This window comes from Micromonospora inaquosa, assembly GCF_003857055.1.
Classification (GTDB): domain Bacteria; phylum Actinomycetota; class Actinomycetes; order Mycobacteriales; family Micromonosporaceae; genus Micromonospora; species Micromonospora inaquosa.
Map to the genome: position 1 here is coordinate 1 of NZ_QGSZ01000312.1, position 21,526 is coordinate 21,526.

The following is a 21,526-nucleotide window of genomic DNA, read 5'->3' on the forward strand; positions in this document are numbered from 1 at the left end:
GGGGCCGGGCCGCGCCGGGACAGCACCGGCCGACGACGAGGACGGTCACGGTCTGGCCGGGATGCGGGAGCGGGTCGCGGCGTTGGGCGGGCGGTTGAGCGCCGGGCCGCGCGCCGGGGGCGGGTTCCGGGTGTACGCCGGGCTGCCCGTGGAGCCGACGACGTGATCCGGGTGCTGATCGCCGACGACCAGGACCTGGTCCGGCTCGGGCTGCGCGCGCTGGTGGAGAGCGAGGATGACCTGGCGCTGGCCGGCGAGGCTTCCGACGGGTTGCGGGCGGTCGAGTTGGCCCGCCGGGAACGGCCGGACGTGGTGCTGATGGACATCCGGATGCCCGGTATCGACGGCATCGAGGCGACCCGCCGTATCGTCGCCGACCCCGACCTGACCGGTACCCGGGTGGTGGTGCTCACCACCTTCGAACTGGACGAGTACGTCTTCGACGCGCTGCGGCACGGTGCGAGCGGGTTCCTCACCAAGGACACCAGACCGGCCGAGCTGCTGCGCGCGATCCGGCTGGTCGCCGAGGGGGAGGCGCTGCTGTCGCCGTCGGTGACCCGGCGGGTGGTGCGGGAGTTCGCCACCCGGCCGTCGCGGGTGCTTCGTCCGCACCCCCGGCTGGACACCCTGACCGACCGGGAGCGTCAGGTCGTCGGCCTGGTCGGTGAGGGCCTGAACAACGAGGAGATCGCCGCGCAGTTGGTGGTCAGCCCGGCGACCGCGCGGACCCACGTCAGCCGGGCGATGGGGAAGCTGGGAGCCCGGGATCGGGCCCAGCTCGTCGTGTTCGCGTACCAGTCGGGTCTGGTGTCGGGGTGAGGCCCGGGCCGGCCGACAGCGGCCCTTCTGCCGGGCGGTTACCCTAGCGGTGGCCGGACTCCGCAGTGCCGGCCGCGTTGTGCCCGCCGGAACACTGACAAACGGGATGTTCGCGTGTTTGACACCTTGAGTGACCGCCTGTCCGGGATCTTCACCAAGCTCCGCGGCAAGGGGCGGCTCACCGACGCCGACATCGACGCCACCGCGCGCGAGATCCGTCTCGCGCTGCTGGAGGCGGACGTCGCGCTGCCGGTGGTCAAGGGCTTCATCGCGGCCGTCAAGGAGCGCGCCCGCAGTGCCGAGGTCTCCCAGGCGCTGAACCCGGCCCAGCAGATCATCAAGATCGTCAACGAAGAGCTGATCAAGGTGCTCGGCGGCGAGGGGCGACGGCTCCAGTTCGCCAAGCAGCCGCCCACGGTGATCATGCTTGCCGGCCTCCAGGGTTCCGGTAAGACGACCCTCGCCGGCAAGCTGGCCCGCTGGCTCAAGGGCCAGGGGCATCAGCCGCTGCTCGTCGCCGCCGACCTCCAGCGCCCCAACGCCGTCGGGCAGCTCCAGGTGCTCGGTGGCCGGGCCGGCGTCGAGGTGTACGCCCCGGAGCCCGGCAACGGCACCGGTGACCCGGTGCAGGTGGCCCGCGCGTCGATCGAGCACGCGAAGCGCGCCGCTCGCGACATCGTCATCGTCGACACCGCCGGCCGGCTCGGCATCGACGCCGAGATGATGCAGCAGGCCGCCGACATCCGCGACGCCGTCTCGCCGGACGAGGTCATCTTCGTCATCGACGCGATGGTCGGTCAGGACGCCGTCCGCACCGCCGAGGCGTTCCGCGACGGCGTCGGCATCACCGGTGTGGTCCTCTCCAAGCTCGACGGCGACGCCCGTGGTGGTGCCGCGCTGTCGGTCCGTGAGGTCACCGGGCAGCCGATCCTGTTCGCCTCCACCGGTGAGAAGCTGGAGGACTTCGACGTCTTCCACCCTGACCGGATGGCCAGCCGGATTCTCGGCATGGGCGACGTCCTCACTCTGATCGAGCAGGCCGAGCAGGCCTTCGACTCCGATCAGAAGGAGAAGATGACCGCCAAGCTGATGGGCGGTGAACAGTTCACCCTGGACGACTTCCTCGACCAGCTCATCGCGGTGCGGCGGATGGGCCCGATCGCGAACGTGCTGGCCATGATGCCGGGCATGGGGCAGATGAAGGACCAGATCGCCGACTTGGACGACAGCCACTTCGACCGGGTCACCGCGATCATCCGGTCGATGACCCCGGGCGAGCGCACCAACCCGAAGATCATCAACGGTTCCCGTCGGGCGCGCATCGCCAACGGCTCCGGGGTCACCGTGATGGACGTCAACCAGCTGCTCAACCGCTTCGCCGACGCGCAGAAGATGATGAAGCAGATGGGCGGCATGATGGGCCTGCCCGGTGGCGGTCGGCGCAAGGCGACCAAGTCGCCGAAGAACAAGCGAAAAAACACGAAGGGCTCGCAGCGTTCGCGGGGTGCGGGGCAGAGTGGTGCCGGTCCGCGCGTTGGTGCGGGCGGCTTCCCGGGCGGGATGCCGCAGCTCCCGCCGGGGCTGGACCCGAACGACCTGGCGGGTGGCCAGGGCCTGCCGCCCGGCTTCAAGCTCCCGAAGATCGACTTCAACAAGCTCGGCAAGGGTGGCGACAAGGGCCCGCGCTGACGCGTGGCGGTGACGGCGGGCGACGTCGTCCTCGGTGGGCCTGTCGGCGCTGACCGTTCGGAAGAACGACCTGCCCGACCCCGAGGGGCGGTGATCGGGTAGGACTGTGCGCATGGCTCTTCATGTGCGCGGCGTGCTGCTCCCCGACGACGAGGTCCGCGATCTCTGGCTGGTCGGCGACCGGGTCACCTTCACCCCGGTGCCCGGTGCGGAAACCGTCCTCGACGGCGGTTTCGTGCTGCCGGGGCTTGTCGACGCGCACTGCCACATCGGCATCGCCCGAGGTGGCGCCCCGATCACCTCGCTCGAGCAGGCCCGCGAGTTGGCCCACACCGACCGGGACGCCGGGGTGCTGGCGATCCGCGACGCCGGGTCGCCGTACCCGTACCCCGAACTGGATGACGAGCCGGGCCTGCCGCGGCTGGCCCGCGCCGGCCAGCATGTCGCCCCGCCGAAGCGCTACCTGCGTGACATCGGCGTGGAGGTCGACGCGACCGAGGTGGCCGCCACGGTGGCCGCGCAGGCCCGGGCCGGCAACGGCTGGGTCAAGCTGGTCGGCGACTGGATCGACCGGGGCGTCGGTGACCTGGCGCCGGCCTGGGACGCGGACACCCTCACCGCCGCCGTGCGGGCGGCGCACGACGCCGGGGTACGCGCCGCCGTGCACACCTTCTCCGAATCAGCCGTCGAGATCATGGTGCGGGCCGGCGTCGACTCGGTGGAGCACGGCACCGGGCTCAGCCTCGACCTGATCGACGAGATGGCCCGCCAGGGCACCGCGCTGGTGCCCACAATGATCAACATCGCCACCTTCGGGGGCATCGCCGAGCAGGCGCGGGGCAAGTTCCCCGGGTACGCCGAGCACATGCTCGCGCTGCGCGACGGCTTCCCCGAGGTGGTGCGTGCCGCGTACGAGGCGGGGGTGCCGATCTACGTGGGGACCGACGCCGGTGGCGGCATCGACCACGGGCTGGCCGCCGAGGAGATGCTGCTGCTGCACGAACGGGCCGGCATGTCGCCCACCGACGTCCTCGCCGCCGCCTCCTGGGGCGCCCGCGAATGGCTCGGCTTCCCCGGCCTGGTCGAGGGTGGCCTCGCCGACCTGACCGTCTACCCCGAAGACCCCCGCAGCGACCTGCGCGCCGTCCGCGCCCCGTCCCGCACGATCCTCCGCGGCCGCGTCATCCGCTGACCCCCGCTGCACGATCCTGGCGTGCGGGGGCCGGCCGGTTGGTCGGGTGGCGGCGGCGCTGGAGAGGTGGGCGGCAAGGTCGGCGAGACCTGCCCAGCGTCGTCACGGCCCGTCGGCAGAGCGGGACGGCGCGGCGCGGCGACTCCCGGACGCGGTGTCCGCCCGCGTGGCGCATAGGATGTGCGGTCATGGCACGCGTGCTCACTCCCCGTGCGGAGGATTTCCCCCGCTGGTACCAGGACCTGATCGCCAAGGCGAAGCTGGCCGACAACGGCCCGGTTCGCGGCACCATGGTCATCCGACCGGCCGGCTACGCCATCTGGGAGCGTATGCAGGCTGAGATGGACGCTCGGATCAAGGCGGCGGGTGCGGAGAACGCGTACTTCCCGCTGTTCATCCCCGAGAGCTACCTCAAGCGCGAGGCGCAGCACGTCGAGGGCTTCTCGCCGGAGCTGGCGGTCGTCACGCACGGTGGCGGCAAGCCCCTGGCCGAGCCGGTGGTGGTGCGGCCGACCAGCGAGACGGTCATCGGCGAGTTCATGGCCAAGTGGATCGACTCGTACCGGGACCTGCCGCTGCTGCTCAACCAGTGGGCGAACGTGGTCCGGTGGGAGCTCCGTCCGCGGATCTTCCTGCGTACCAGCGAGTTCCTCTGGCAGGAGGGGCACACCGCGCACGCCACCCGCGAGGACGCCCGGGCGTACGCGCGGCGGATCCTGCACGAGGCGTACGAGGACCTGATGGTCAACGTGATCGGCATCCCGGTGGTGGTCGGCCTGAAGACGGCCCGCGAGCGCTTCGCCGGGGCGACGGCCACGTACACCTGCGAAGGCATGATGGGCGACGGCAAGGCGTTGCAGCTGGGCACCAGCCATGAGCTGGGCCAGAACTTCGCCAAGGCGTTCGACATCAGCTACTCCGCCAAGGAGGGTGGCCGGGAGCACGCCTGGACCACCTCCTGGGGCACGTCCACCCGGATGTTGGGTGGCCTGATCATGGCGCACGGCGACGACAACGGCCTGCGCGTGCCGCCGAAGCTGGCGCCGATCCAGGCGTACGTCATGATCGTCAAGGATGGTGACGGCGTCGGCGAGGCGGCGGCCAAGCTGCGCGACGGCCTGCGCGACGCCGGTGTCCGGGTCGCGCTCGACGACCGGACCGACACCGCGTTCGGCCGCCGGGCCGTCGACGCCGAGCTGCGTGGCTATCCGGTACGCGTCGAGGTTGGCCCTCGTGACCTGGCCGCGGGCAACGCGGTGGTGGTGCGCCGGACCGACGGCTCGAAGACCCCGACGCCGGTGGCGGACGTGGTCGCCGCGGTGCTGGCTGCCCTGGAGACCGACCAGCAGGTGCTGCACGACCAGGCGCTGGCCAACCGCGAAGCGCGCACGGTGGAGGTGGCCACCCTGGCCGAGGCGATCGAGGCCGCCGCGAACGGCTGGGCGCGGGTGCCGTGGTCGGCGGTCGGTGTGGCCGGCGAGGCGGAGGCGAACGGTCAGGGCGTCACGGTGCGCTGCCTGCTGCGCGCCGACGGTTCGGTACCCGACTCGGAGGACGAGCCCGATCTGATCGCCATCCTCGCCCGCGCCTACTGAGGTGCGGCCAGGCAACCCGGCCGACCGGTTCGAGCCGGGCCGGCTGATCATGCACCGGAACGTGCGGCACGGCCGGATCGGATGGGTCCGGCCGGCCCGCGTGGTCAGCGACGACGATCGAGGGTTGCTGGTCTGGATCGCCCAGGACTCGCCGGTGGCCCACGAGGTGACCGAGGCCGGGCTGAACATGCGGGCGATGCCGTTCGCCGAGTGGATCGCGTCGAGCTACCGGTTGGCGCAGGGGCGTTGGAACGGTCCGCCGCTGCTGAAGTTCCTGCCCACGGGGGCGGCGCACTCCGTCTGGTGGTTCCGAGACGCCCAGGGCCGGTTCGCCAGCTGGTACGTCAACCTGGAGGAGCCCGGTGTCCGCTGGGACGACGGCCCGGTGGCCGGCGTCGACGTGGTGGACCAGGACCTGGACGTGGTGGTCTGGCCGGACCGCAGCTGGGAGTGGAAGGACGAGGGCGAGTTCGTCGAGCGGCTCGCCTTCGGCGCCGACTACTGGGTGACCGACGAGAAGGCGGTCCGCGCCGAGGGGGAGCGGGTGATCGCGCTCGCCGAGGCCGGCGAGTTCCCGTTCGACGGCACCTGGGCTGACTTCACGCCACCGGCAGAATGGGGCGTACCGGACAAACTTCCGCTCGGATGGGATCGTCCGCCGGTGCGCTGAGTGGTGTTCCAGGTCACCGGCGACGCGGTGTCCGGGTCCGATGCGGGAGATCGGCAGCGGATCTGGCAGAATGGGTCGCTGGTATCCGGCGCGCGTCCGGCGCCCTCTAACCCGGGCACGTCGCCAGTCCACCGAGTAGTCTCCGGCCCAACCCCACTGTGCCGGTCGGCGCTCACCCATGCACACCGCCCGCTTGGGCCGGTGAGATCGCAACAGGAGCGAAACAACTGTGGCCGTAAAGATCCGGCTCCTGCGGATGGGCAAGATCCGCAACCCGCAGTACCGCATCGTCATCGCCGACTCGCGCACCAAGCGTGACGGCCGGGCGATCGAGTTCGTCGGGGTTTACCAGCCGAAGGAGGACCCTTCGGTCATCGAGGTCAAGTCGGAGCGGGTCCAGTACTGGCTGTCCGTCGGCGCTCAGCCGAGCGAGGCGGTGCAGCGGCTGCTGGAGCTGACCGGTGACTGGCAGAAGTACAAGGGCCTGCCGGCCCCGCCGCCGCTCCTGGTCGCCCCCGAGCGGGCCGACCGCAAGGCGGCGTACGAGGCTGAGGCGAAGGCCGCCGCCGGGCTCGCCCCGGAGACCCCGGCCAAGCCGGCCAAGAAGGCCGCCAAGGCTGCCGAGGCTCCGAAGGCTGAGGCTCCGGCCGAGGCGCCGAAGACCGAGGCTCCGAAGACCGAGGCTCCGGCCGAGGCCCCGGCCGCTGCCGACGCCGGTGAGCAGGCCTGATATGCCACTGCGTCCGGCGTTGGAGCACCTGGTCAAGGGCATCGTCGACCACCCGGATGACGTCCGGGTGCGGATGGTCGATTCCCGTCGGGGCAAGCGGCTCGAAGTCCGCGTGCACCCCGAGGACCTCGGCACTGTGATCGGGCGGTCCGGCCGGACCGCCAAGGCGCTGCGCCAGGTGATCGGCTCCATCGGCGGGCGCGGGGTTCGCGTCGACATCGTCGACTCGTACTGATGCAGCTCGTCGTCGGCAGGATCGGCAAGCCGCACGGTGTCCGCGGTGAAGTCACCGTGGAAGTGCGGACCGACGAGCCCGAGGCACGGTTCGCGCCCGGCACAGTGCTACGCACTGCGCCGGGCGCGGCGCCCCCTCCAACCACCGATGAGCCTGGCGTGCCGTTCCGGATCCCGGCGGAGCTGACCATCGAGGAATCCCGCTTCCACCAGGGTCGGGTGCTGATCGCGTTCGACGGCATCCTGGACCGCAACACCGCCGAGGCGCTGCGCGGGACGCTGCTCGTGGTGGACAGCGCCGACGTGGCCCCACCGGACGACCCGGAGGAGTTCCACGACCACCAGCTGGTCGGGTTGGCTGTGGTGACACCGGACGGTGAACGTCTCGGTGAGGTCGCCCGCATCGACCACGCACCCTCGTCCGACCTGCTGGTGCTGCGGCGCCCCGAGGGACGTACCGCGTTGATCCCGTTCGTCCGGGCGATCGTCCCGAAGGTCGACCTGGCCGGCGGACGTGTGATCGTCGACCCGCCAGCCGGACTGCTCGACCTTTAGGACCAGCCCGCATGCGCGTCGACGTCGTGTCGATCTTTCCGGAGTACTTCGCCCCACTGGACCTGTCGCTCATCGGGCGGGCCCGGGCCAACGGCGTGCTCCAGCTCGCCGTGCACGATCTGCGGACCTGGACCCACGACGTGCACCGCACGGTCGACGACACCCCCTACGGCGGCGGGCCGGGCATGGTGATGCGCCCCGAGCCGTGGGGTGAGGCACTGGACGCCCTCGCGCCGGTCGACGCCCCGCCGCCCCGGCTGCTGGTGCCGTCGCCGGCCGGTGCCCCGTTCACCCAGGCCATGGCGTACGAGTTGGCGGCCGAGTCGCATCTGCTCTTCGCCTGCGGTCGCTACGAGGGGATCGACCAGCGGGTCCTCGCGCACGCCGCCACCCGGATGCCGGTCACCGAGGTGTCGCTCGGTGACTACGTGCTCTTCGGTGGCGAGGTCGCGGTCCTGGTGATGCTGGAGGCGGTCACCCGGCTGCTGCCGGGGGTGCTGGGCAACGCGGGCTCGCTGGACGAGGAGTCGCACGCGCACGGGCTGCTGGAGGCACCGATCTACACCAAGCCGCCGAGTTGGCGTGGCCACGACGTGCCGGAGGTGCTCCGCTCCGGTGACCACGGCAAGATCGCCCGCTGGCGGCGCGAGGAGGGCCTGCTGCGCACCGCTGCCCGCCGGCCTGACCTGCTGGCCGCGTTGCCCGCCGATCGGCTCGACAAACGGGACATCGCGGCCCTGGACCAGGCCGGATTTCGGTCGCCGCCGGGGGATGTGGCAAAGTAGGGGGGTTGCCGCAACCGTCCGCGCCCGCGGGCGGCTGCGAGGATCCCCGACGGGGGTCGGTCCGCCGATCACCACCCGGGAATCAGAATCACCCACCCGCGCACCGACTGACGGTGCGCCGTGAGCCTCACGAGGACACAGCGATGAATATCCTGGACGCCCTTGACGCCCAGTCGAAGCGGACCGACCTTCCCGACTTCCGGGCCGGTGACACCGTCAAGGTGCACGCCCGCGTCGTCGAGGGCGCTCGGTCCCGTGTCCAGATCTTCCAGGGCGTCGTGATCCGCCGCCAGGGTGACGGTCTGCGCGAGACCTTCTCGGTCCGCAAGGTCAGCTTCGGCGTCGGCGTCGAGCGGACCTACCCGATCAACGGCCCGGGCATCGACCGGATCGAGGTCGTGACCCGCGGTGCCGTGCGTCGCGCCAAGCTCTACTACCTGCGCGAGCTGCGCGGCAAGAAGGCCAAGATCAAGGAGAAGCGGGAGCGGCAGCCCAGCTGACCTCCGGCTCGCCACGCCGCCCGAGCTGCGCGTATGCCGTACCGACCAGAGCGCACTACCCTGGTCGTACGGGCGCAGTGAGGCGGCGGCCCCGCCCACGTGGCGGGCAGTTGTCCACTACCGCCCGTGGAGCCTCGACGAGGCTCCCGGGCGGTGGTGTTTCTGCGGACCGGGGAGTGGCGTGGTGCAGACGCTTGACGATGACGGCACCGTCGATCCGTGGCGTCGACGGGCTCGCCGCACGCGCCGACAGATGCCTCTCTGGCAGGAGTTGCCGCTGCTGCTGGTGGTCGCGTTCTGCCTCGCGGTGCTGATCCGCACCTTCCTGCTCCAGGCGTTCTTCATTCCGTCCGGCTCGATGGAGGACACCCTCCTCATCGGCGACCGGGTGCTGGTCAACAAGGTCGTCTACGACGTCCGTGACCCGCTGCGCGGCGAGGTGGTGGTCTTCCGGGGCACCGACCGCTGGGCGCCGCAGGTCGACGACCAGCCGAAGCCGGGCGTCGTCGGCCGGCTCACCCGCACTGTCGGCGACCTGGTCGGGGTGAGTCGCCCCGGTGAGAAGGACTTCATCAAGCGGGTGATCGGTCTGCCCGGTGACCGGGTCCAGTGCTGCGACAGTCAGGGTCGGGTGACCGTCAACGGCACCCCGCTCAACGAGTCGTACGTCCTGCGGGACTCACCACTGGACCTGCCACCCAACCCGGCGGAGTGTCGCTCCCGGCGCTTCGACGAGGTGGTCGTGCCGCCCGGTCAGATCTTCGTGATGGGCGATCACCGCGAGGTCTCCCAGGACGCGCGTTGCCAGGGGCCGGTGCCGATCGACAACGTGGTCGGCCGGGCCTTCACGGTGGTCTGGCCCTCGTCGCGGTGGAGCGCGCTGTCGGTGCCGTCGACGTTCGAGGACGTCTCCGGGCCCGCCACGGCATCTCCCGGTGTGCCCCCGGTTCGACCGACTCCGCAGGGCGGTGTGCTGCTGATACTTCCATTGGCAGCCGCGCTACGCGGTTCCCGCGCGTTCCGGGCGGTGCCGTCCAGCCGGGCAACGTAGGCTCCTTGGCGTGATTGACGAGCAGACCGACAAGCCGCGCAGCTCCTTCTGGAAGGAGCTGCCGATCCTGCTGGGTGTGGCGATCCTGGTCGCGGTGCTGGTCCGCGCCTTTGTGCTGCAGACCTTCTTCATCCCCTCCCCGTCCATGGAAAACACCCTCAAGATCGATGACCGGGTGTTGGTCAACAAGCTGGTCTATGACTTCCGATCCCCGCACCGCGGCGAGGTGATCGTGTTCAAGGCTCCGACCGAGTGGAGCGGCAACCCCGACGGTGAGGACTTCATCAAGCGGGTGATCGGCATCCCCGGCGACCACGTGGTCTGCTGTGACCCAGAGGAACGGCTGATGATCAACGGCAAGTCGCTGGACGAGCCGTACATCTTCTCCATGGACGGGATTCGCGACAAGCCCGCCGACCAGGAGTTCGACATCACCGTGCCGGAGGGCCGGCTGTGGGTGATGGGCGACCACCGTTCGGCCTCCGGCGACTCCCTGGAGCACTGGCAGCAGTCCCAGCAGGACATCATGGAAGCCACCATCCCCGAGGACGACGTGGTCGGGCGGGCATTCACCGTCTTCTGGCCGGTCAGCCGGGCCACCTGGCTGACAGTGCCCGACGGGTTCGACGGCATCCCCAAGCCGTAGGCCTACGGGGGCGTGGGCGATCCGTCGTCGGTCTGGCAGGCTGGTGCGGTGACCGTGAGCGCGAGGAGTGAGCTGGCGAGCCCCGCGGGCGCGAACAGTGGCGACCGTGTCTACACCCCTCGGCGTGCGGCCCGGGTGCTGCTCGTTGACGCGGCTGGCCGGGTCCTGCTGTTCGAGGGCTTCGACCCGGCCCGACCCGGGCACCGATACTGGTTTACTCCGGGCGGCGGCCTTGATCCGCTGGAGTCTGCGGCGGCGGGCGCGGCCCGAGAGTTGGCCGAGGAGACCGGCCTGCTGCTCGACCCGGCCGAGTTGGGCGAGCCGGTCTGGTCCGACGCGACAGAGTTCTCCTTCGATGGCGTCTGGTACCGCCAGGAACAGGATTTCTTCCTCTTCCGGGTGGAATTCTGGCAGGTGGACACCACGGGCTTCAACGACATCGAGCGGCGCAGCATCGCCGACCACCGCTGGTGGCTGCCCGACGAGTTGGCGGCCAGCGGCGACCGGTTCTACCCGCCGGAGCTGCCCGCCCTGCTAGGCCGGTTGGGGCAGTCGACCACCGCCGACCAGGACGAGGCGTCGTGCTGACCCCGCCGCGTACCGTGGTGCGCCGTGAGGCCGGCCTGTACGCCCTGGAGCGGGCGTTGCAGCGGCGTGGCTTCCGGCACGTCGCCGGTGCCGACGAGGCGGGCCGGGGGGCGTGCGCCGGTCCACTGGTCGCCGCCGCGGCGGTGCTGCCCGAGGGGCGGCGCGGCGAGATCGAAGGGCTGGCCGACTCGAAGCTGCTCACCCCGGCCAGCCGGGAACGGGTCTACGCGGAGGTCGTGGACCGCGCCCTGGCGTACGCCGTGGTGGTCATCCCGGCCGAGGAGGTCGACGCCCGGGGCCTGCACGTGTGCAACCTGGCCGCGATGCGCCGGGCGCTCGCCTCGCTCACCACCCACCCGGAGTACGTGCTGACCGACGGGTTCGGCGTGGACGGGTTGGGCGTGCCCGGGCTGGCGGTGTGGAAGGGCGACCGGGTGGCCGCGTGCGTGGCGGCGGCCAGTGTGCTCGCCAAGGTCACCCGGGACCGGCTCATGGTGGAGCTGGACGGGGTGTTCCCGGCGTACGGGTTCGCCGAGCACAAGGGCTACATCACCCCTGAGCACTCGGCGGCGCTGCGGGAGCACGGACCGTGCCGGGAGCACCGGTTCTCGTACGTCAATGTGGCAGCGGTCTCCGGCCGCGACGGCCGGCCGCCGCGCGCCCGGCGGCCCGGCAACCACGGCCCGGATGAGCCGATGGAGCGTTCGCGGGCGTCAGGGGGTACCGTCGGCGTGGCGTTGGGCGAGCAGCCTCGGCCTCCGACGCCGGTGGGGGAAGATGTGGCCATGGAAGGCGGAGTGCGATGAGCGCGGAAGATCTCGAGAAGTACGAGACCGAGATGGAGCTGCAGCTCTACCGGGAGTACCGCGACATTGTCCGCCAATTCTCCTATGTGGTGGAGACGGAGCGCCGGTTCTACCTGGCCAACCAGGTCGATCTGCACGTGCGCAACTCCGACGGCGAGGTCTACTTCGAGGTGGAGATGCACGACGCCTGGGTGTGGGACATGTACCGTCCTGCCCGCTTCGTGAAGAACGTCCGGGTGATGACCTTCAAGGACGTCAACGTCGAGGAGCTGGAGAAGCCCGACATCTCCCTGCCCGCCGACTCCGGCTTCGGCGGCTGAGCGCACCCCAGCCGCCGGCTGTGCCACGGGCCCCCACCCGTGGCGTGCCACCCGCCGCCGGTCACTCGGCCGGCACCACGACCTCGACCCGCTGCGCCATGTTGTTGGCGAAGCCGCCACGGTTCCACGGTTGCTCGACCGGCTGGGTCCGCCCGGACGCGTCGGTCGCCCGCGCGCCGAGCACATACCGGCCGGGGGTGGCGACCCACTCGTACCGCCAGCGCCGCCAGGCGAAATCCCCCGCGTCCGTCGGGTCCAGCTCGGCCGGCGCCCAGCTCTCCCCGCCATCAATGGTCACCTCCACGGCGACCACCGGCGCGTGCCCCGACCAGGCCCGACCATCCAGGGTGCAGGGGCCGGCCCGCAGCACCCGACGGCGGGACATGAAATCGGGGAAGCCGGGCGGGCGGACCAGCGCACGCGGCTCGATCCGGGTGACCGGCACCCCCGGGTCGTCGGCGTCGCGGCGCACCCGGTAGGCCACCGCGTTCTGGTAACCCTCGAACGGCTCGGTCCGCAGCTCGATCGAGTGGACCCACTTGACGTGCGCCATGCCGTACCACCCCGGCACGATCAGCCGCAGCGGCGCACCGTGCTGCGGCAGCAGGGGAGCGCCGTTCATCTCGTACGCCAGCAGCACCTCCTCGCGCAGCGCGTCGGCGACCGGAAGCGCCCGCTGGTAGTCCTGCTCGACCCCGCGCTCCACGCCGTGATCGGCGCCGGTGAAGACCACGTCCACCGCGCTCGGGTCGATGCCCGCCTCCCGCAGCAGCGGTGCGAGGGGGGTGCCGGTCCACTCGGCGTTGCCGACCGCCTCGACCAGCCACGGCTGGCTGACCGGCCGGGGGTGCAGCAGAGCCCGGCCGTTGCCGGCGCACTCCAACGTCACCTGCCGGGTGACCCGGGGCCGCTCGCGCAGCTCGGCGAGGGTCACCGTCAGCGGCCGGTCCACCGCCCCGCCGATGGTCAGCGTGTGCGTCGCCGGGTCGAGCGCCGGGATGTCGTAGTGGATCAGCAGGTAGTGCAGCCCGGCCGGGGTGACGTCGTAGCGCAGCGCCTCCAACGGAATGCCGTGGTTGCGGGCCGCGAGCTGCAACTCCTCGGCGCTGATCGCCTCGTCCGGCTCGGCGAGCCTCGACGGGCCGCTCACGTCGGCCACGGTCGGCCCGGTGGGGGACGACGTCCGGTCAGCGCGAGTGGTCATGTGGGCCTCCCCGGTACAGACGGCGGCACCCGCCGTACGCGGCACAGCCTAGGCCCTCCGTGGCGACCCGAAAACGGCACCGGAGCTACCTCGGCGATCGCGCGGCGGGCCGGGCATAGCAGATCATCGAGGCCGTCGGGTGGCCGTCCACAGCACCTCCGGTTGTCCACAGGTCCGTCGGGCGGGCTGGCCGACGACCCCACCTCGGCCGGAGGCTGCCGTCATGCGACCGCCAGCCGCCCGTTCGATCCGACGCACCGTCCTGCTCTGCGCCGTGCTCCCGCTCGCGCTGACCGCCCAGCTCTGCGGGCTGGCGGTGCTGGTCGCGGCGCTGCCCGGCCAACCACCGACGCCGACCGTGCCGGTCGCGGCCCTGACGGTGCCGGTCGCCGACCCGACGCCCGCCGGGCGGTTCCGCTGGCCGGTCGACGGGCCGCCACGACCGGTACGCGGGTTCGACCCGCCGCCCCGACCGTGGCTGCCCGGCCATCGCGGCGTCGACCTGGCCGCCCCGGCCGGAGCGACGGTCCGCAGCGCCGGGCCGGGCACCGTGCTCTTCGCCGGCCTGGTGGCCGGTCGACCGGTGGTCACCGTGGGCCACGCCGACGGGCTGCGGACCACCCACGAGCCGGTCCAACCCGCCGTACGCCCCGGCCAGCCGGTCATCGCCGGCGTGCCGCTCGGCGAGCTGCTGCCCGGGCACCCGGGTTGCCCGGCCGAGGCGTGCCTGCACTGGGGATTGCGCCGGGGCGAGGAATATCTCGACCCACTGGCCCTGCTCGGCCTCGGCCCGGTGCGCCTACTCCCGGTCGGTCCGGCTCCGGTGTCCGCCCTCGGCCGTCCGTCAGCGCTGGGCGAGCAGTGCCGGCAGCCGTGCGGCCAGCCGTTCGTATTCGTCGGCGGCGTTGTAGACCTGGCCGGTGAGCCGCAGCCACCCCCGGCCGTTCCAGCTCATCACCGCCACCTCGGCGGCGAGCCGCTCACCGATCCGCGTCTGCAACGCCCGCGCGGCGTCGATCGTGGTGCCCGTTCCGGACGGCAGCGGGATGAGGCGCAGAGCCACCTCCGGCCCGCCGGGGCCGGGCAGATCAGCGGGAGCCACGCCCAGGGCGTCCCCCACCACCCGTTGGCCGTACGCGGCGAGCGCGGCGTTGTGCGCCCGCACCCGGTCGACCCCGAGACTGCGCATCGTGAACAGGCCCGCCGGAGCGGCCAGCCAGGGCGTGTAGTCGAGCGTCGCCTGCCACTCGAGCCGGGCCGGGAAACCCGACTCCTGCTCCCAGGACACCACCAGCGGCTCGATCCGGTCCCGCCACTGCGGCGCCACCGTCAGCAGGGCGGTCCCGCGCGGGGCGTACGCCCACTTGTGCAGGTTGCCCACCCAGAAGTCCGCGCCGAAGCTGGCCACCGGGGTGGACAGCATGCCCGGGGCGTGCGCGGCGTCCACCAGGACGGGCACACCGTGTTCGCGGGCCACCCCGGCGATGGCGGCGACCGGGAAGAGCTTCGCGGTCGCCGAGGTGAGCTGGTCGACGACGAGCAGCCGGGTCCGCCCGGGACGCAGGCCGGCGCGGACCGTCTGCACGATCTGCTCGTCGGTGGCGGCCAGGGGGATCGGCAGGACCCGGCTGACCGCGCCGGTGCGGCGGCACTCACGCTGGATGGCAAGGCTCACCGCCCCGTACCCGTGGTCGGTGCTCAGCACCTCGTCACCGGCCTTCAGGCCCACCGACTGAAGCACCACGGCGACGCCGGTGGTGGTGTTGCCCACCAGGACGCTGCCGTCCGGGTCGGCGCCCAGGAACCCGGCGAGGTGCCGGCGGGTGTGCGCGATCCGGTCGACCAGCCCCTGGGTGAAGAAGCGCAGCGGGTTCGCCTCCATCTCGTCGCGCAGGCGCTGCTGGGCGCGCTGCACACCGATCGGCACCGCGCCGAACGCGCCATGGTTGAGGTGGCTGACCGCCGGGTCCAGGGAGAAGAGCAGGCGGGCGCCCGGGATCGGCTCAGGGGGCTGCGGGACGCTCACTTGATGATCGTAACCGTCGGGCTCGGGCACCCTCCGGTCCTTGGTCAGGCGCGTGCGTGGCCTCCGCCCTTTGCGCCCTCTCGGCGCCTGGTCAGGCGCGTGGGTGTGCCTGCCGGTACGCGGCACGCAGCCGCTCGACCGAAACGTGGGTGTAGATCTGAGTGCTCGCCAGCGACGAGTGACCGAGCAGTTCCTGCACGGCGCGTAGGTCAGCGCCACCCTCCAGGAGGTGGGTGGCCGCGGAGTGGCGTAGATCGTGCGGGCTGGTCCGGGGCAGCCCGGCGGTCTCGGCGGACGCCGCGACGATCTGACGCGCAGTCGTCGGGTTGAGCCGACCACCCCGGGCACCCAGCAGCAGCGCGTCGCCGGAGCGCGCGCCCGCCATCGCCGGCCGACCCCGGCGCAGCCACTCGTCCAACGCCCGCTGGGCGGGCACCCCGTACGGCACCGAGCGCTCCCGCCCGCCCTTGCCGAGCACCCGGATCACCCGCCGACCGTGATCGACGTCGCCGACATCCAACCCGCACGCCTCGCTGACCCGTACGCCGGTGGCGTAGAGCAGCTCCAGCAGCACCCGGTCGCGCAGCGACACCGCCTCGGCCCCGTCCGCTGCGCCCGAGGTCGACCTCCCCGCTGGTTGCGTGAGCGCTGGGTTCGAGTGCGGCTGGTCGGTGAGCGCCGGGTTCGTGGCTGACGGGGTGGTGGGCCGGGTCAGCCGGGACGGTGCCTCGACCAGGGCGGCGGCCTGGTCGGCGCGCAGCACGCTGGGCAGCTCCCGATGCGCGCGAGGGCTGGCCAGCGCCGCGCCCACGTCAGCGGGGAGCAGCCCGGCCCGGTGTGCCCAGGCACTGAACGCCCGCGCCGACGCGGCCCGCCGAGCCAGCGACGTGCGGGCCGCACCGGTGGTGCGCTGCCGCGCCAGCCAACTGCGCAGCACCGACAGGTCCAGCTCGGACAGGTCGACGCAGCCCATCCGGACCGCGTGGTCGAGCAGCGAGACCAGATCGGTGACGTACGCGCGAACGGTGTGCGCCGACCGGTTACGGACCCTCGACAGGTGCTCGGCGAAGTCGTCGACCGCGTCACGCAGCGCCGGTGGCAACGCCTGGTGCATGGCCCGGGTGCCCCGGTCCGGCCGGCTCATCGGGGCCGCGCCAACCTGCTGGCCGGTCCACCGGACCAGGCACTCTCACTGACAGCTGGCACGGCCCCAGCCTACGGCCGGTCCGCTCACGTCACCGGACCCGACGGTGCCGGTGTTTCGCCTTCTAGCGGCTGTTCTTCTTCTTGTTCAGGACGACGACCAGGCCGACGATCAGCACGGCGGTCGTGACGAGACAGCAGAGCACGCTGATGTGCCACGGCTTGATTGCACCCATGACCGGGCACCGTACCGGCAAAGTCGCCGGGCCGGGGCCCCGAGCACGAGGGCACGCGGCTTCCCGGACGACAACCCCGGGCCGGCCGCGAACCGATCCGCTCAGGCACCGGACGTATTCGCCGCCGCACGCTTGGTTTTGGTCGGCGGGGTGAGGGCGTAGCCGTCCTCGCGACGGACCACCATGGACAGTTCCTCCAGCAGCGACAGCTTGCGCAGCGCGGTCCGTACGTCGACACCGGCGCGGGCGGAGAGCCGGTCCACGCCCATCGCGCCTCGGCGGGGCAGCGCCTCCAACAGCGACCGCGCGTCATCGTCCAGCGCGTCGGTGGGCCGCTGCGGTCCGCGCGCCAGCGGGGCCAGGTCCGCGCCGATCCGGCCCACCTCCTCCAGCACGTGGGCCACTCCGGTGACCAGCCGGGCCTTGTCGGGGAACTCGCGCAGGAACTCGTGTGTGCCGACGGACATCGCCGAGGTCACCGGCCCCGGCACCACCATGGTCACCCGATTGGCGTGGATGGCTCGCCGCGCGGTCTGCGTCGCGCCGCTGCGCGCCGACGCCTCCACCACGACGGTGCCCCGGGTGCCCACGGCGATCACCCGGTTGCGGATCAGGAACCGGGGCCGCAGCGGCTCCGCACCCGGCGGCCACTCGCTGACCAGCAGCCCCGTCTCGGCGATCCGGTCGAAGAGCGCGGCGTTGCCCATCGGGTACGGACGGTCGAGCCCGCAGGCGAGCACCGCGACGGTCAGACCGCCAGCGGTGAGGGCGCCGCGGTGGGCGGCGGCGTCGATGCCGAACGCGCCACCGGACACCACAGTCCAGTCCCGCTCCGCCAAGCCGTACCCCAGCTCGGTCGCCACGTGCTGCCCGTAGCCGGTGGCGGCCCGTGCCCCCACCACTGCCACCGAGCGGTCCAGGGCCTCGCCGAGTGGCCAGCTCCCGCGTACCCAGAAGCAGAGCGGTGGGGCGGTCTCAGCGTCCACCCGGCGGCTGACGTCCGGCAGACGCAACGTGGCCAGGCCGGCAACCTGGGTCGGCCACTCCTCGTCGTCCGGGGTGACCAGCCGGGCACCCAGTCGTTCCGCCCGCTCCAGGGCCTCCGCCGCCACCGCCCGTGCGTCGCCGGCCGCCGAGCGTGCGGCGACAGTGGTGTGCAGCCAGCCGTCCGAACTGCCGCCGTCGAGCAGCAGATCCAGGGTCGCCACCGGGCCGTGCCGTTCGACCAGCCGGTGCACCGCGCGGGTGCCCGGCTCCGCCAGCCAGGTCAGGGCGACCCGGGCCAGTCTGCGTTCGTCCTCGGCGCTCACGTCGCCTCTCCCGTCCGTAGTTGAAGCGCTTCCCGAACGTCGTCCTGGTCCGGTCGGTCGCGACCGTCCAGGTCAGCGATGGTCCAGGCCATCCGGATCACCCGGTCGAAACCGCGCGCCGACAGCGAGCCGGAGTCGAGCCGGCCACGCAGTTCGGCGGTGACCCGGGCTGGCAGTCGCCACGGCGGTCGGCGCAGGTGCGGGCCCTCGACCTCGGCGTTGAGCCGCCGGCCGAGGTCGGCCCAGCGAGCGGCCGCCGCCTGCCGGGCTGCCATTACCCGCGCGGCGACCGTCGCCGAGGGCTCGACGTCGCCGTCGGTCGCCATCAGCTCGGCCGCCCGTACCGGCATGAGCCGCACCTGGACGTCGATCCGGTCGAGCAACGGCCCGGAGAGTTTGCCCAGGTAGCGGCGGCGGACCAGCGGCGAACACTCGCAGTGCGCGTCGCCGGCCGGCTTGGCGCACGGGCACGGGTTGGCCGCCAGCACCAGTTGGGTGCGCGCCGGGTAGACGGTGCCGCCCCCGCTGCGGCTCAGCTGGATCTGGCCGTGCTCCAGCGGTTGGCGCAGTGCCTCCAGCGCACCCTTGCTGAACTCGGGAGCCTCATCCAGAAAGAGCACCCCGCGATGTGCCAGCGACACCGCGCCGGGCCGGGCCAGCCCCGACCCGCCACCGACCAGCGAGGGCACGGTCGCGGTGTGGTGTGGTGCCTGGAACGGTGGGCGACGCAGCAACCGACCGCCCGGCGGCAGCAGCCCGGCGACCGAGTGCAGCGCGGTGACCTCCAGCGCCGCGTCGTCGTCCAGCTCGGGCAGGATGGACGGCAACCGTTCGGCGAGCATCGTCTTGCCGGCGCCGGGCGGGCCGAGAAGCGCCACGTGGTGCCCGCCGGCCGCGGCGACCTCCAGGGCCCGCCGGCCCAGCTGCTGCCCGGCGACGTCGGCGAGATCCGGCCCACCGACCGCCGGTGCCGGGATGTCCGCCGGTGGCTCGATCAGCGGGGTTCCGTCGCGAACGAAGGCGACGAGCCGGTGCAGGGTGTCCACCGCGCGCACCCGTACGCCGGGGATGACGGCGGCCTCGGCGGCGTTGCCGACCGGGACGATCACCCGCGCGACGCCGGCCTGGGCTGCGGCGGCGACCATCGGGAGGACGCCGCGTACCGGTCGGACGGTGCCGTCGAGCCCCAGCTCGCCGAGGACCACCACCCCCTCCAGGGGAAGCAGCGGCAGCTCACCTGAGCCGCCCAGCAGCGCTGCGGCGATGGCAAGGTCGAAGGCCGAGCCGAATTTCGGCAGCGTGGCGGGGAGCAGGTTGAGGGTGATCCGCCGGTTGGGCCAGCGTTGGCCGGAGTTGACCACGGCGGCACGGACCCGGTCACGGGCCTCGTGCAGGGCGGTGTCCGGCAGGCCGGAGATCACCACCGCTGGCAGGCCGGCGGCCAGGTCGGCCTCCACCTCGACGAGGTGGCCGGTCACCCCGACCAGCCCCACACAGAGCACCTTCGCGTAGCTCACGGCGCGTCACCGATCCTCCGGGTGCGCATGTCAGAACGCGCCCTTGAGGTGGTCGACCTGCGCCGGCCCCGCGTCGGGTAGCAGCACGGACAGCACATCGAAGCGCACCTCCTCGGCGGTCGTGCCGGTTTCGGTCAGCCACCGGGCGGCGAGCCCACGCAGCCGGCGGGCCTTGGCCGGCACCACCGCCTCGGCCGGGGTGCCGAAGCCGTCACCTCGGCGGGTCTTGACCTCGCAGAAGGCGAGCACGTGCCCGTCCCACGCGATGATGTCGATCTCCCCGGCCGGGCAGCGCCAGTTTCGGGCGATCGGGCGCAGCCCCGCCTCGGTCAGGTGCCGGGCCGCGCACCGTTCGCCGTACGCGCCAACCGCCTGGTTCCGCTTCGTCATGGCCGGCACGGTGCCCGCCGGAGGGCGATCGTCGCGACCCGGCGGCGGCCCAACTGTGGACAACGGGTGTGCTGTGGACAGTCAGACGATCATGCTCGCGCTGTGCTAGCGGCGTCGCGGACCGACTTTTCACCACCGATCACGATTCGTGCCCCGCGCCACTGGTGATCGGCGGCGCGGTCGGCCGGGGCCGAGATGGCGCGGGCGTGGCCGGTCGCATACGGTGCCGGACGTGGACGGACGACGGAGCTTCCCGGAAGATCAGGAGTCGCGCTGGTACCCCGACGAGCGGGGGCGCGGTTACGGCGAGTCGGAGTGGCGCGGTACGGGCGAACCCCGGTACCGGGACAGTGAGATTCCCGAGCAGCGTGGTGCGGAAGACGCCCGCTCCGTCGAGGACACCGGGGTCGGCCGCCGCCGGGAGCCGGACTCGGGACACTTCGGCGCGGTGGACGCGAGCCGCTTCGGCGGTACGCCGGAGTCGGATTCGGGCCGCCTGAGTGCGGTGGACCCGGGCCGTTTCGGTGCACCGGAGCGGGACTCGGACCGCTTTCCGGCGGTGGACGCCCAGTCCGGACGTTTCGGGGCGAGTGAGAACGACTCCGGGCGCTTCGGCGCGGTGGACCCCTACGGTGACGTCCGGCCGGAGACCGACGGATACCGGGCGACCCGTTCCCGCCGGGCGGACCGGGACCCGTCGGAGATCTCGGGTGAGCTGCCCGGTCGTCGGGCCGCCCGGGAGCCGGCAGCCGCCGAGACCCCGCTGGCGAGCGCCACGCCGGAGGTCGCCCGCGACACCACGTCCCCGGCCGTCGCGCCGGGCGGTGTGCTCGCCGACCCGGCTCGTCCCGCTCCGCTCACTGCGTACCCGATCATCGAGCCGACCCGGGGTGGCGGCGACCTGCCGCACCCGCTGGAGATGCCGACCGGCGCGATGCCGGGGATCGGGCCCCGCCCCGACCTGCCGGCAGCCGAGCCGCCGGTGTACCCACCGGCCGCCGACGGCGTCTATCGGACCCGGCGACCGGTGCTGGCCGTGCTCTTCGCCCTGCTGGCGCTGATCTTCGAGGTCCCCGCGCTGCGGGTGCTGCTGGCGGGCGTGACCAGCGACCCGGTGGACGCCGGGAACGTGGTGGTAGGTATCGCCCTGGTCGCCGGGCTGCCGATCTTCGCGATCGGGCTGTACGGGCTACGAACCGGAGGTCTGGCGCTCGCCGACAACGGTCGGGGCTGGCTCCGCCCGCCGACGGCCTACCTGACCGTCGGCCTGGTGCTCTTCGTGGCCGCCGCGCTCGCCGCCGGCTGACCCGGAGCAGCGCCCCACGCGCACCCCGGGGCGGCTGAACGGGTGAGGGGCGTACACTGGCCAACTGGCGACCGCCTCGTGCGGTCGACCTCGCGCGCCCTCTTCACGAAGAGTCGTGGAGCGACGGCCTCCCTGGTCCCGATCTTGATCGGGTCCACCATGGGCCGGCGACCAGGCGCCAGGACGCCCGGCCACCGGCCGGGCGTGACAACCA

Annotated in this window: 22 protein-coding genes and 2 pseudogenes; 18 read left to right on the top strand and 6 right to left on the bottom strand. The window is 72.6% G+C overall.

Annotation, left to right across the window (positions count from 1 at the left end):
* The 16 genes and pseudogenes from DLJ59_RS37675 to DLJ59_RS28430 all read left to right on the top strand — a co-directional run.
* Positions 1–166 (top strand): annotated as a pseudogene (locus DLJ59_RS37675) (sensor histidine kinase); the annotation flags it as partial.
* On the top strand, positions 163–819 hold the full coding sequence (locus DLJ59_RS28360) for a response regulator transcription factor (RefSeq protein WP_124776265.1): 657 nt from the start codon (positions 163–165) through the stop codon (positions 817–819). The pseudogene DLJ59_RS37675 and the gene DLJ59_RS28360, both read left to right, overlap by 4 nt.
* A 114-nt stretch (positions 820–933) precedes the next feature.
* The gene (gene ffh / locus DLJ59_RS28365; RefSeq protein ID WP_124776267.1) at positions 934–2,508 is read left to right on the top strand and encodes a signal recognition particle protein; all 1,575 of its coding nucleotides are present in this window, start codon (positions 934–936) and stop codon (positions 2,506–2,508) included.
* Between the two features lie 112 nt (positions 2,509–2,620).
* Entirely contained in the window at positions 2,621–3,700 is a 1,080-nt protein-coding gene (locus tag DLJ59_RS28370; protein WP_124776269.1) for an amidohydrolase family protein, read from the top strand.
* A 188-nt stretch (positions 3,701–3,888) separates the two neighbouring features.
* A complete protein-coding gene (gene proS, locus DLJ59_RS28375) occupies positions 3,889–5,295 on the top strand; it encodes a proline--tRNA ligase (RefSeq protein WP_124776271.1) in 1,407 nt (468 codons plus the stop codon).
* A 49-nt stretch (positions 5,296–5,344) separates the two neighbouring features.
* Positions 5,345–5,965: a ribonuclease FAU-1 family protein gene (locus tag DLJ59_RS28380; RefSeq protein ID WP_124776321.1), complete on the top strand. Its 621-nt coding sequence runs from the start codon at positions 5,345–5,347 to the stop codon at positions 5,963–5,965.
* Positions 5,966–6,194: 229 nt separating this feature from the next.
* The gene (gene rpsP / locus DLJ59_RS28385; protein ID WP_124776273.1) at positions 6,195–6,695 is read left to right on the top strand and encodes a 30S ribosomal protein S16; all 501 of its coding nucleotides are present in this window, start codon (positions 6,195–6,197) and stop codon (positions 6,693–6,695) included.
* Complete coding sequence (locus tag DLJ59_RS28390) at positions 6,670–6,930, top strand: RNA-binding protein (RefSeq protein WP_172862164.1); 261 nt, start codon at positions 6,670–6,672, stop codon at positions 6,928–6,930. Before rpsP ends, DLJ59_RS28390 begins: the two co-directional genes overlap by 26 nt.
* Positions 6,930–7,484, top strand: coding sequence for a ribosome maturation factor RimM (gene rimM, locus DLJ59_RS28395; protein ID WP_124776275.1), 555 nt, complete (start codon positions 6,930–6,932; stop codon positions 7,482–7,484). Before DLJ59_RS28390 ends, rimM begins: the two co-directional genes overlap by 1 nt.
* A gap of 11 nt (positions 7,485–7,495) precedes the next feature.
* Positions 7,496–8,269: a tRNA (guanosine(37)-N1)-methyltransferase TrmD gene (gene trmD / locus DLJ59_RS28400; RefSeq protein ID WP_124776277.1), complete on the top strand. Its 774-nt coding sequence runs from the start codon at positions 7,496–7,498 to the stop codon at positions 8,267–8,269.
* A 143-nt stretch (positions 8,270–8,412) separates the two neighbouring features.
* Positions 8,413–8,769, top strand: coding sequence for a 50S ribosomal protein L19 (gene rplS / locus DLJ59_RS28405; RefSeq protein ID WP_124776279.1), 357 nt, complete (start codon positions 8,413–8,415; stop codon positions 8,767–8,769).
* A gap of 181 nt (positions 8,770–8,950) precedes the next feature.
* Positions 8,951–9,820, top strand: a complete 870-nt coding sequence (gene lepB / locus DLJ59_RS28410) for a signal peptidase I (protein ID WP_124776281.1) — start codon at positions 8,951–8,953, stop codon at positions 9,818–9,820.
* A gap of 10 nt (positions 9,821–9,830) precedes the next feature.
* Entirely contained in the window at positions 9,831–10,466 is a 636-nt protein-coding gene (lepB, locus tag DLJ59_RS28415) for a signal peptidase I (RefSeq protein ID WP_124776283.1), read from the top strand.
* Positions 10,467–10,520: 54 nt separating this feature from the next.
* Positions 10,521–11,054: an NUDIX hydrolase gene (locus DLJ59_RS28420; protein WP_482805361.1), complete on the top strand. Its 534-nt coding sequence runs from the start codon at positions 10,521–10,523 to the stop codon at positions 11,052–11,054.
* On the top strand, positions 11,048–11,860 hold the full coding sequence (locus DLJ59_RS28425) for a ribonuclease HII (RefSeq protein ID WP_124776285.1): 813 nt from the start codon (positions 11,048–11,050) through the stop codon (positions 11,858–11,860). The genes DLJ59_RS28420 and DLJ59_RS28425 overlap by 7 nt, the downstream gene beginning before the upstream one ends.
* Complete coding sequence (locus DLJ59_RS28430) at positions 11,857–12,180, top strand: DUF2469 domain-containing protein (protein WP_007075222.1); 324 nt, start codon at positions 11,857–11,859, stop codon at positions 12,178–12,180. Before DLJ59_RS28425 ends, DLJ59_RS28430 begins: the two co-directional genes overlap by 4 nt.
* A gap of 61 nt (positions 12,181–12,241) precedes the next feature.
* Here the strand turns inward: DLJ59_RS28430 and DLJ59_RS28435 are convergent, their stop codons facing one another.
* Positions 12,242–13,384 carry a sulfite oxidase gene (locus DLJ59_RS28435; RefSeq protein WP_124776287.1) on the bottom strand — a complete coding sequence of 381 codons (1,143 nt, stop codon included), beginning with the start codon at positions 13,382–13,384 and terminating at the stop codon, positions 12,242–12,244.
* 223 nt (positions 13,385–13,607) lie between these two features.
* Here DLJ59_RS28435 and DLJ59_RS28440 point away from each other — a divergent pair.
* Positions 13,608–14,204: pseudogene (locus DLJ59_RS28440) on the top strand (murein hydrolase activator EnvC family protein); the annotation flags it as partial.
* Positions 14,205–14,228: 24 nt separating this feature from the next.
* On the opposite strand, the gene DLJ59_RS28445 reads toward DLJ59_RS28440, so the two are convergent.
* From DLJ59_RS28445 to DLJ59_RS28465, 5 genes are all read right to left on the bottom strand, one after another.
* Positions 14,229–15,410, bottom strand: coding sequence for an aminotransferase class V-fold PLP-dependent enzyme (locus DLJ59_RS28445; protein WP_124776289.1), 1,182 nt, complete (start codon positions 15,408–15,410; stop codon positions 14,229–14,231).
* 91 nt (positions 15,411–15,501) lie between these two features.
* Positions 15,502–16,554 carry a tyrosine recombinase XerC gene (locus tag DLJ59_RS28450; RefSeq protein ID WP_124776291.1) on the bottom strand — a complete coding sequence of 351 codons (1,053 nt, stop codon included), beginning with the start codon at positions 16,552–16,554 and terminating at the stop codon, positions 15,502–15,504.
* Positions 16,555–16,890: 336 nt separating this feature from the next.
* Positions 16,891–18,099 carry a DNA-processing protein DprA gene (locus tag DLJ59_RS28455; protein WP_124776293.1) on the bottom strand — a complete coding sequence of 403 codons (1,209 nt, stop codon included), beginning with the start codon at positions 18,097–18,099 and terminating at the stop codon, positions 16,891–16,893.
* The gene (locus DLJ59_RS28460) at positions 18,096–19,616 is read right to left on the bottom strand and encodes a YifB family Mg chelatase-like AAA ATPase (protein WP_124776295.1); all 1,521 of its coding nucleotides are present in this window, start codon (positions 19,614–19,616) and stop codon (positions 18,096–18,098) included. The genes DLJ59_RS28455 and DLJ59_RS28460 overlap by 4 nt, the downstream gene beginning before the upstream one ends.
* A gap of 30 nt (positions 19,617–19,646) precedes the next feature.
* The gene (locus DLJ59_RS28465; RefSeq protein WP_124776297.1) at positions 19,647–20,006 is read right to left on the bottom strand and encodes a YraN family protein; all 360 of its coding nucleotides are present in this window, start codon (positions 20,004–20,006) and stop codon (positions 19,647–19,649) included.
* Positions 20,007–20,238: 232 nt separating this feature from the next.
* On the opposite strand from DLJ59_RS28465, the gene DLJ59_RS28470 reads away from it, so the two are divergent.
* The gene (locus DLJ59_RS28470; protein ID WP_244236284.1) at positions 20,239–21,312 is read left to right on the top strand and encodes a hypothetical protein; all 1,074 of its coding nucleotides are present in this window, start codon (positions 20,239–20,241) and stop codon (positions 21,310–21,312) included.
* Positions 21,313–21,526: the final 214 nt, after the last annotated feature.

Coding starts and splice junctions, on each gene's coding strand:
- DLJ59_RS28370 (WP_124776269.1), top strand. CDS start 2,621: ATGGCTCTTCATGTGCGCGGCGTGCTGCTCCCCGACGACGAGGTCCGC.
- trmD (WP_124776277.1), top strand. CDS start 7,496: ATGCGCGTCGACGTCGTGTCGATCTTTCCGGAGTACTTCGCCCCACTG.
- rplS (WP_124776279.1), top strand. CDS start 8,413: ATGAATATCCTGGACGCCCTTGACGCCCAGTCGAAGCGGACCGACCTT.
- rimM (WP_124776275.1), top strand. CDS start 6,930: ATGCAGCTCGTCGTCGGCAGGATCGGCAAGCCGCACGGTGTCCGCGGT.
- DLJ59_RS28465 (WP_124776297.1), bottom strand. CDS start 20,006: ATGACGAAGCGGAACCAGGCGGTTGGCGCGTACGGCGAACGGTGCGCG.
- proS (WP_124776271.1), top strand. CDS start 3,889: ATGGCACGCGTGCTCACTCCCCGTGCGGAGGATTTCCCCCGCTGGTAC.
- DLJ59_RS28435 (WP_124776287.1), bottom strand. CDS start 13,384: ATGACCACTCGCGCTGACCGGACGTCGTCCCCCACCGGGCCGACCGTG.
- DLJ59_RS28450 (WP_124776291.1), bottom strand. CDS start 16,554: ATGAGCCGGCCGGACCGGGGCACCCGGGCCATGCACCAGGCGTTGCCA.
- DLJ59_RS28380 (WP_124776321.1), top strand. CDS start 5,345: ATGCACCGGAACGTGCGGCACGGCCGGATCGGATGGGTCCGGCCGGCC.
- DLJ59_RS28430 (WP_007075222.1), top strand. CDS start 11,857: ATGAGCGCGGAAGATCTCGAGAAGTACGAGACCGAGATGGAGCTGCAG.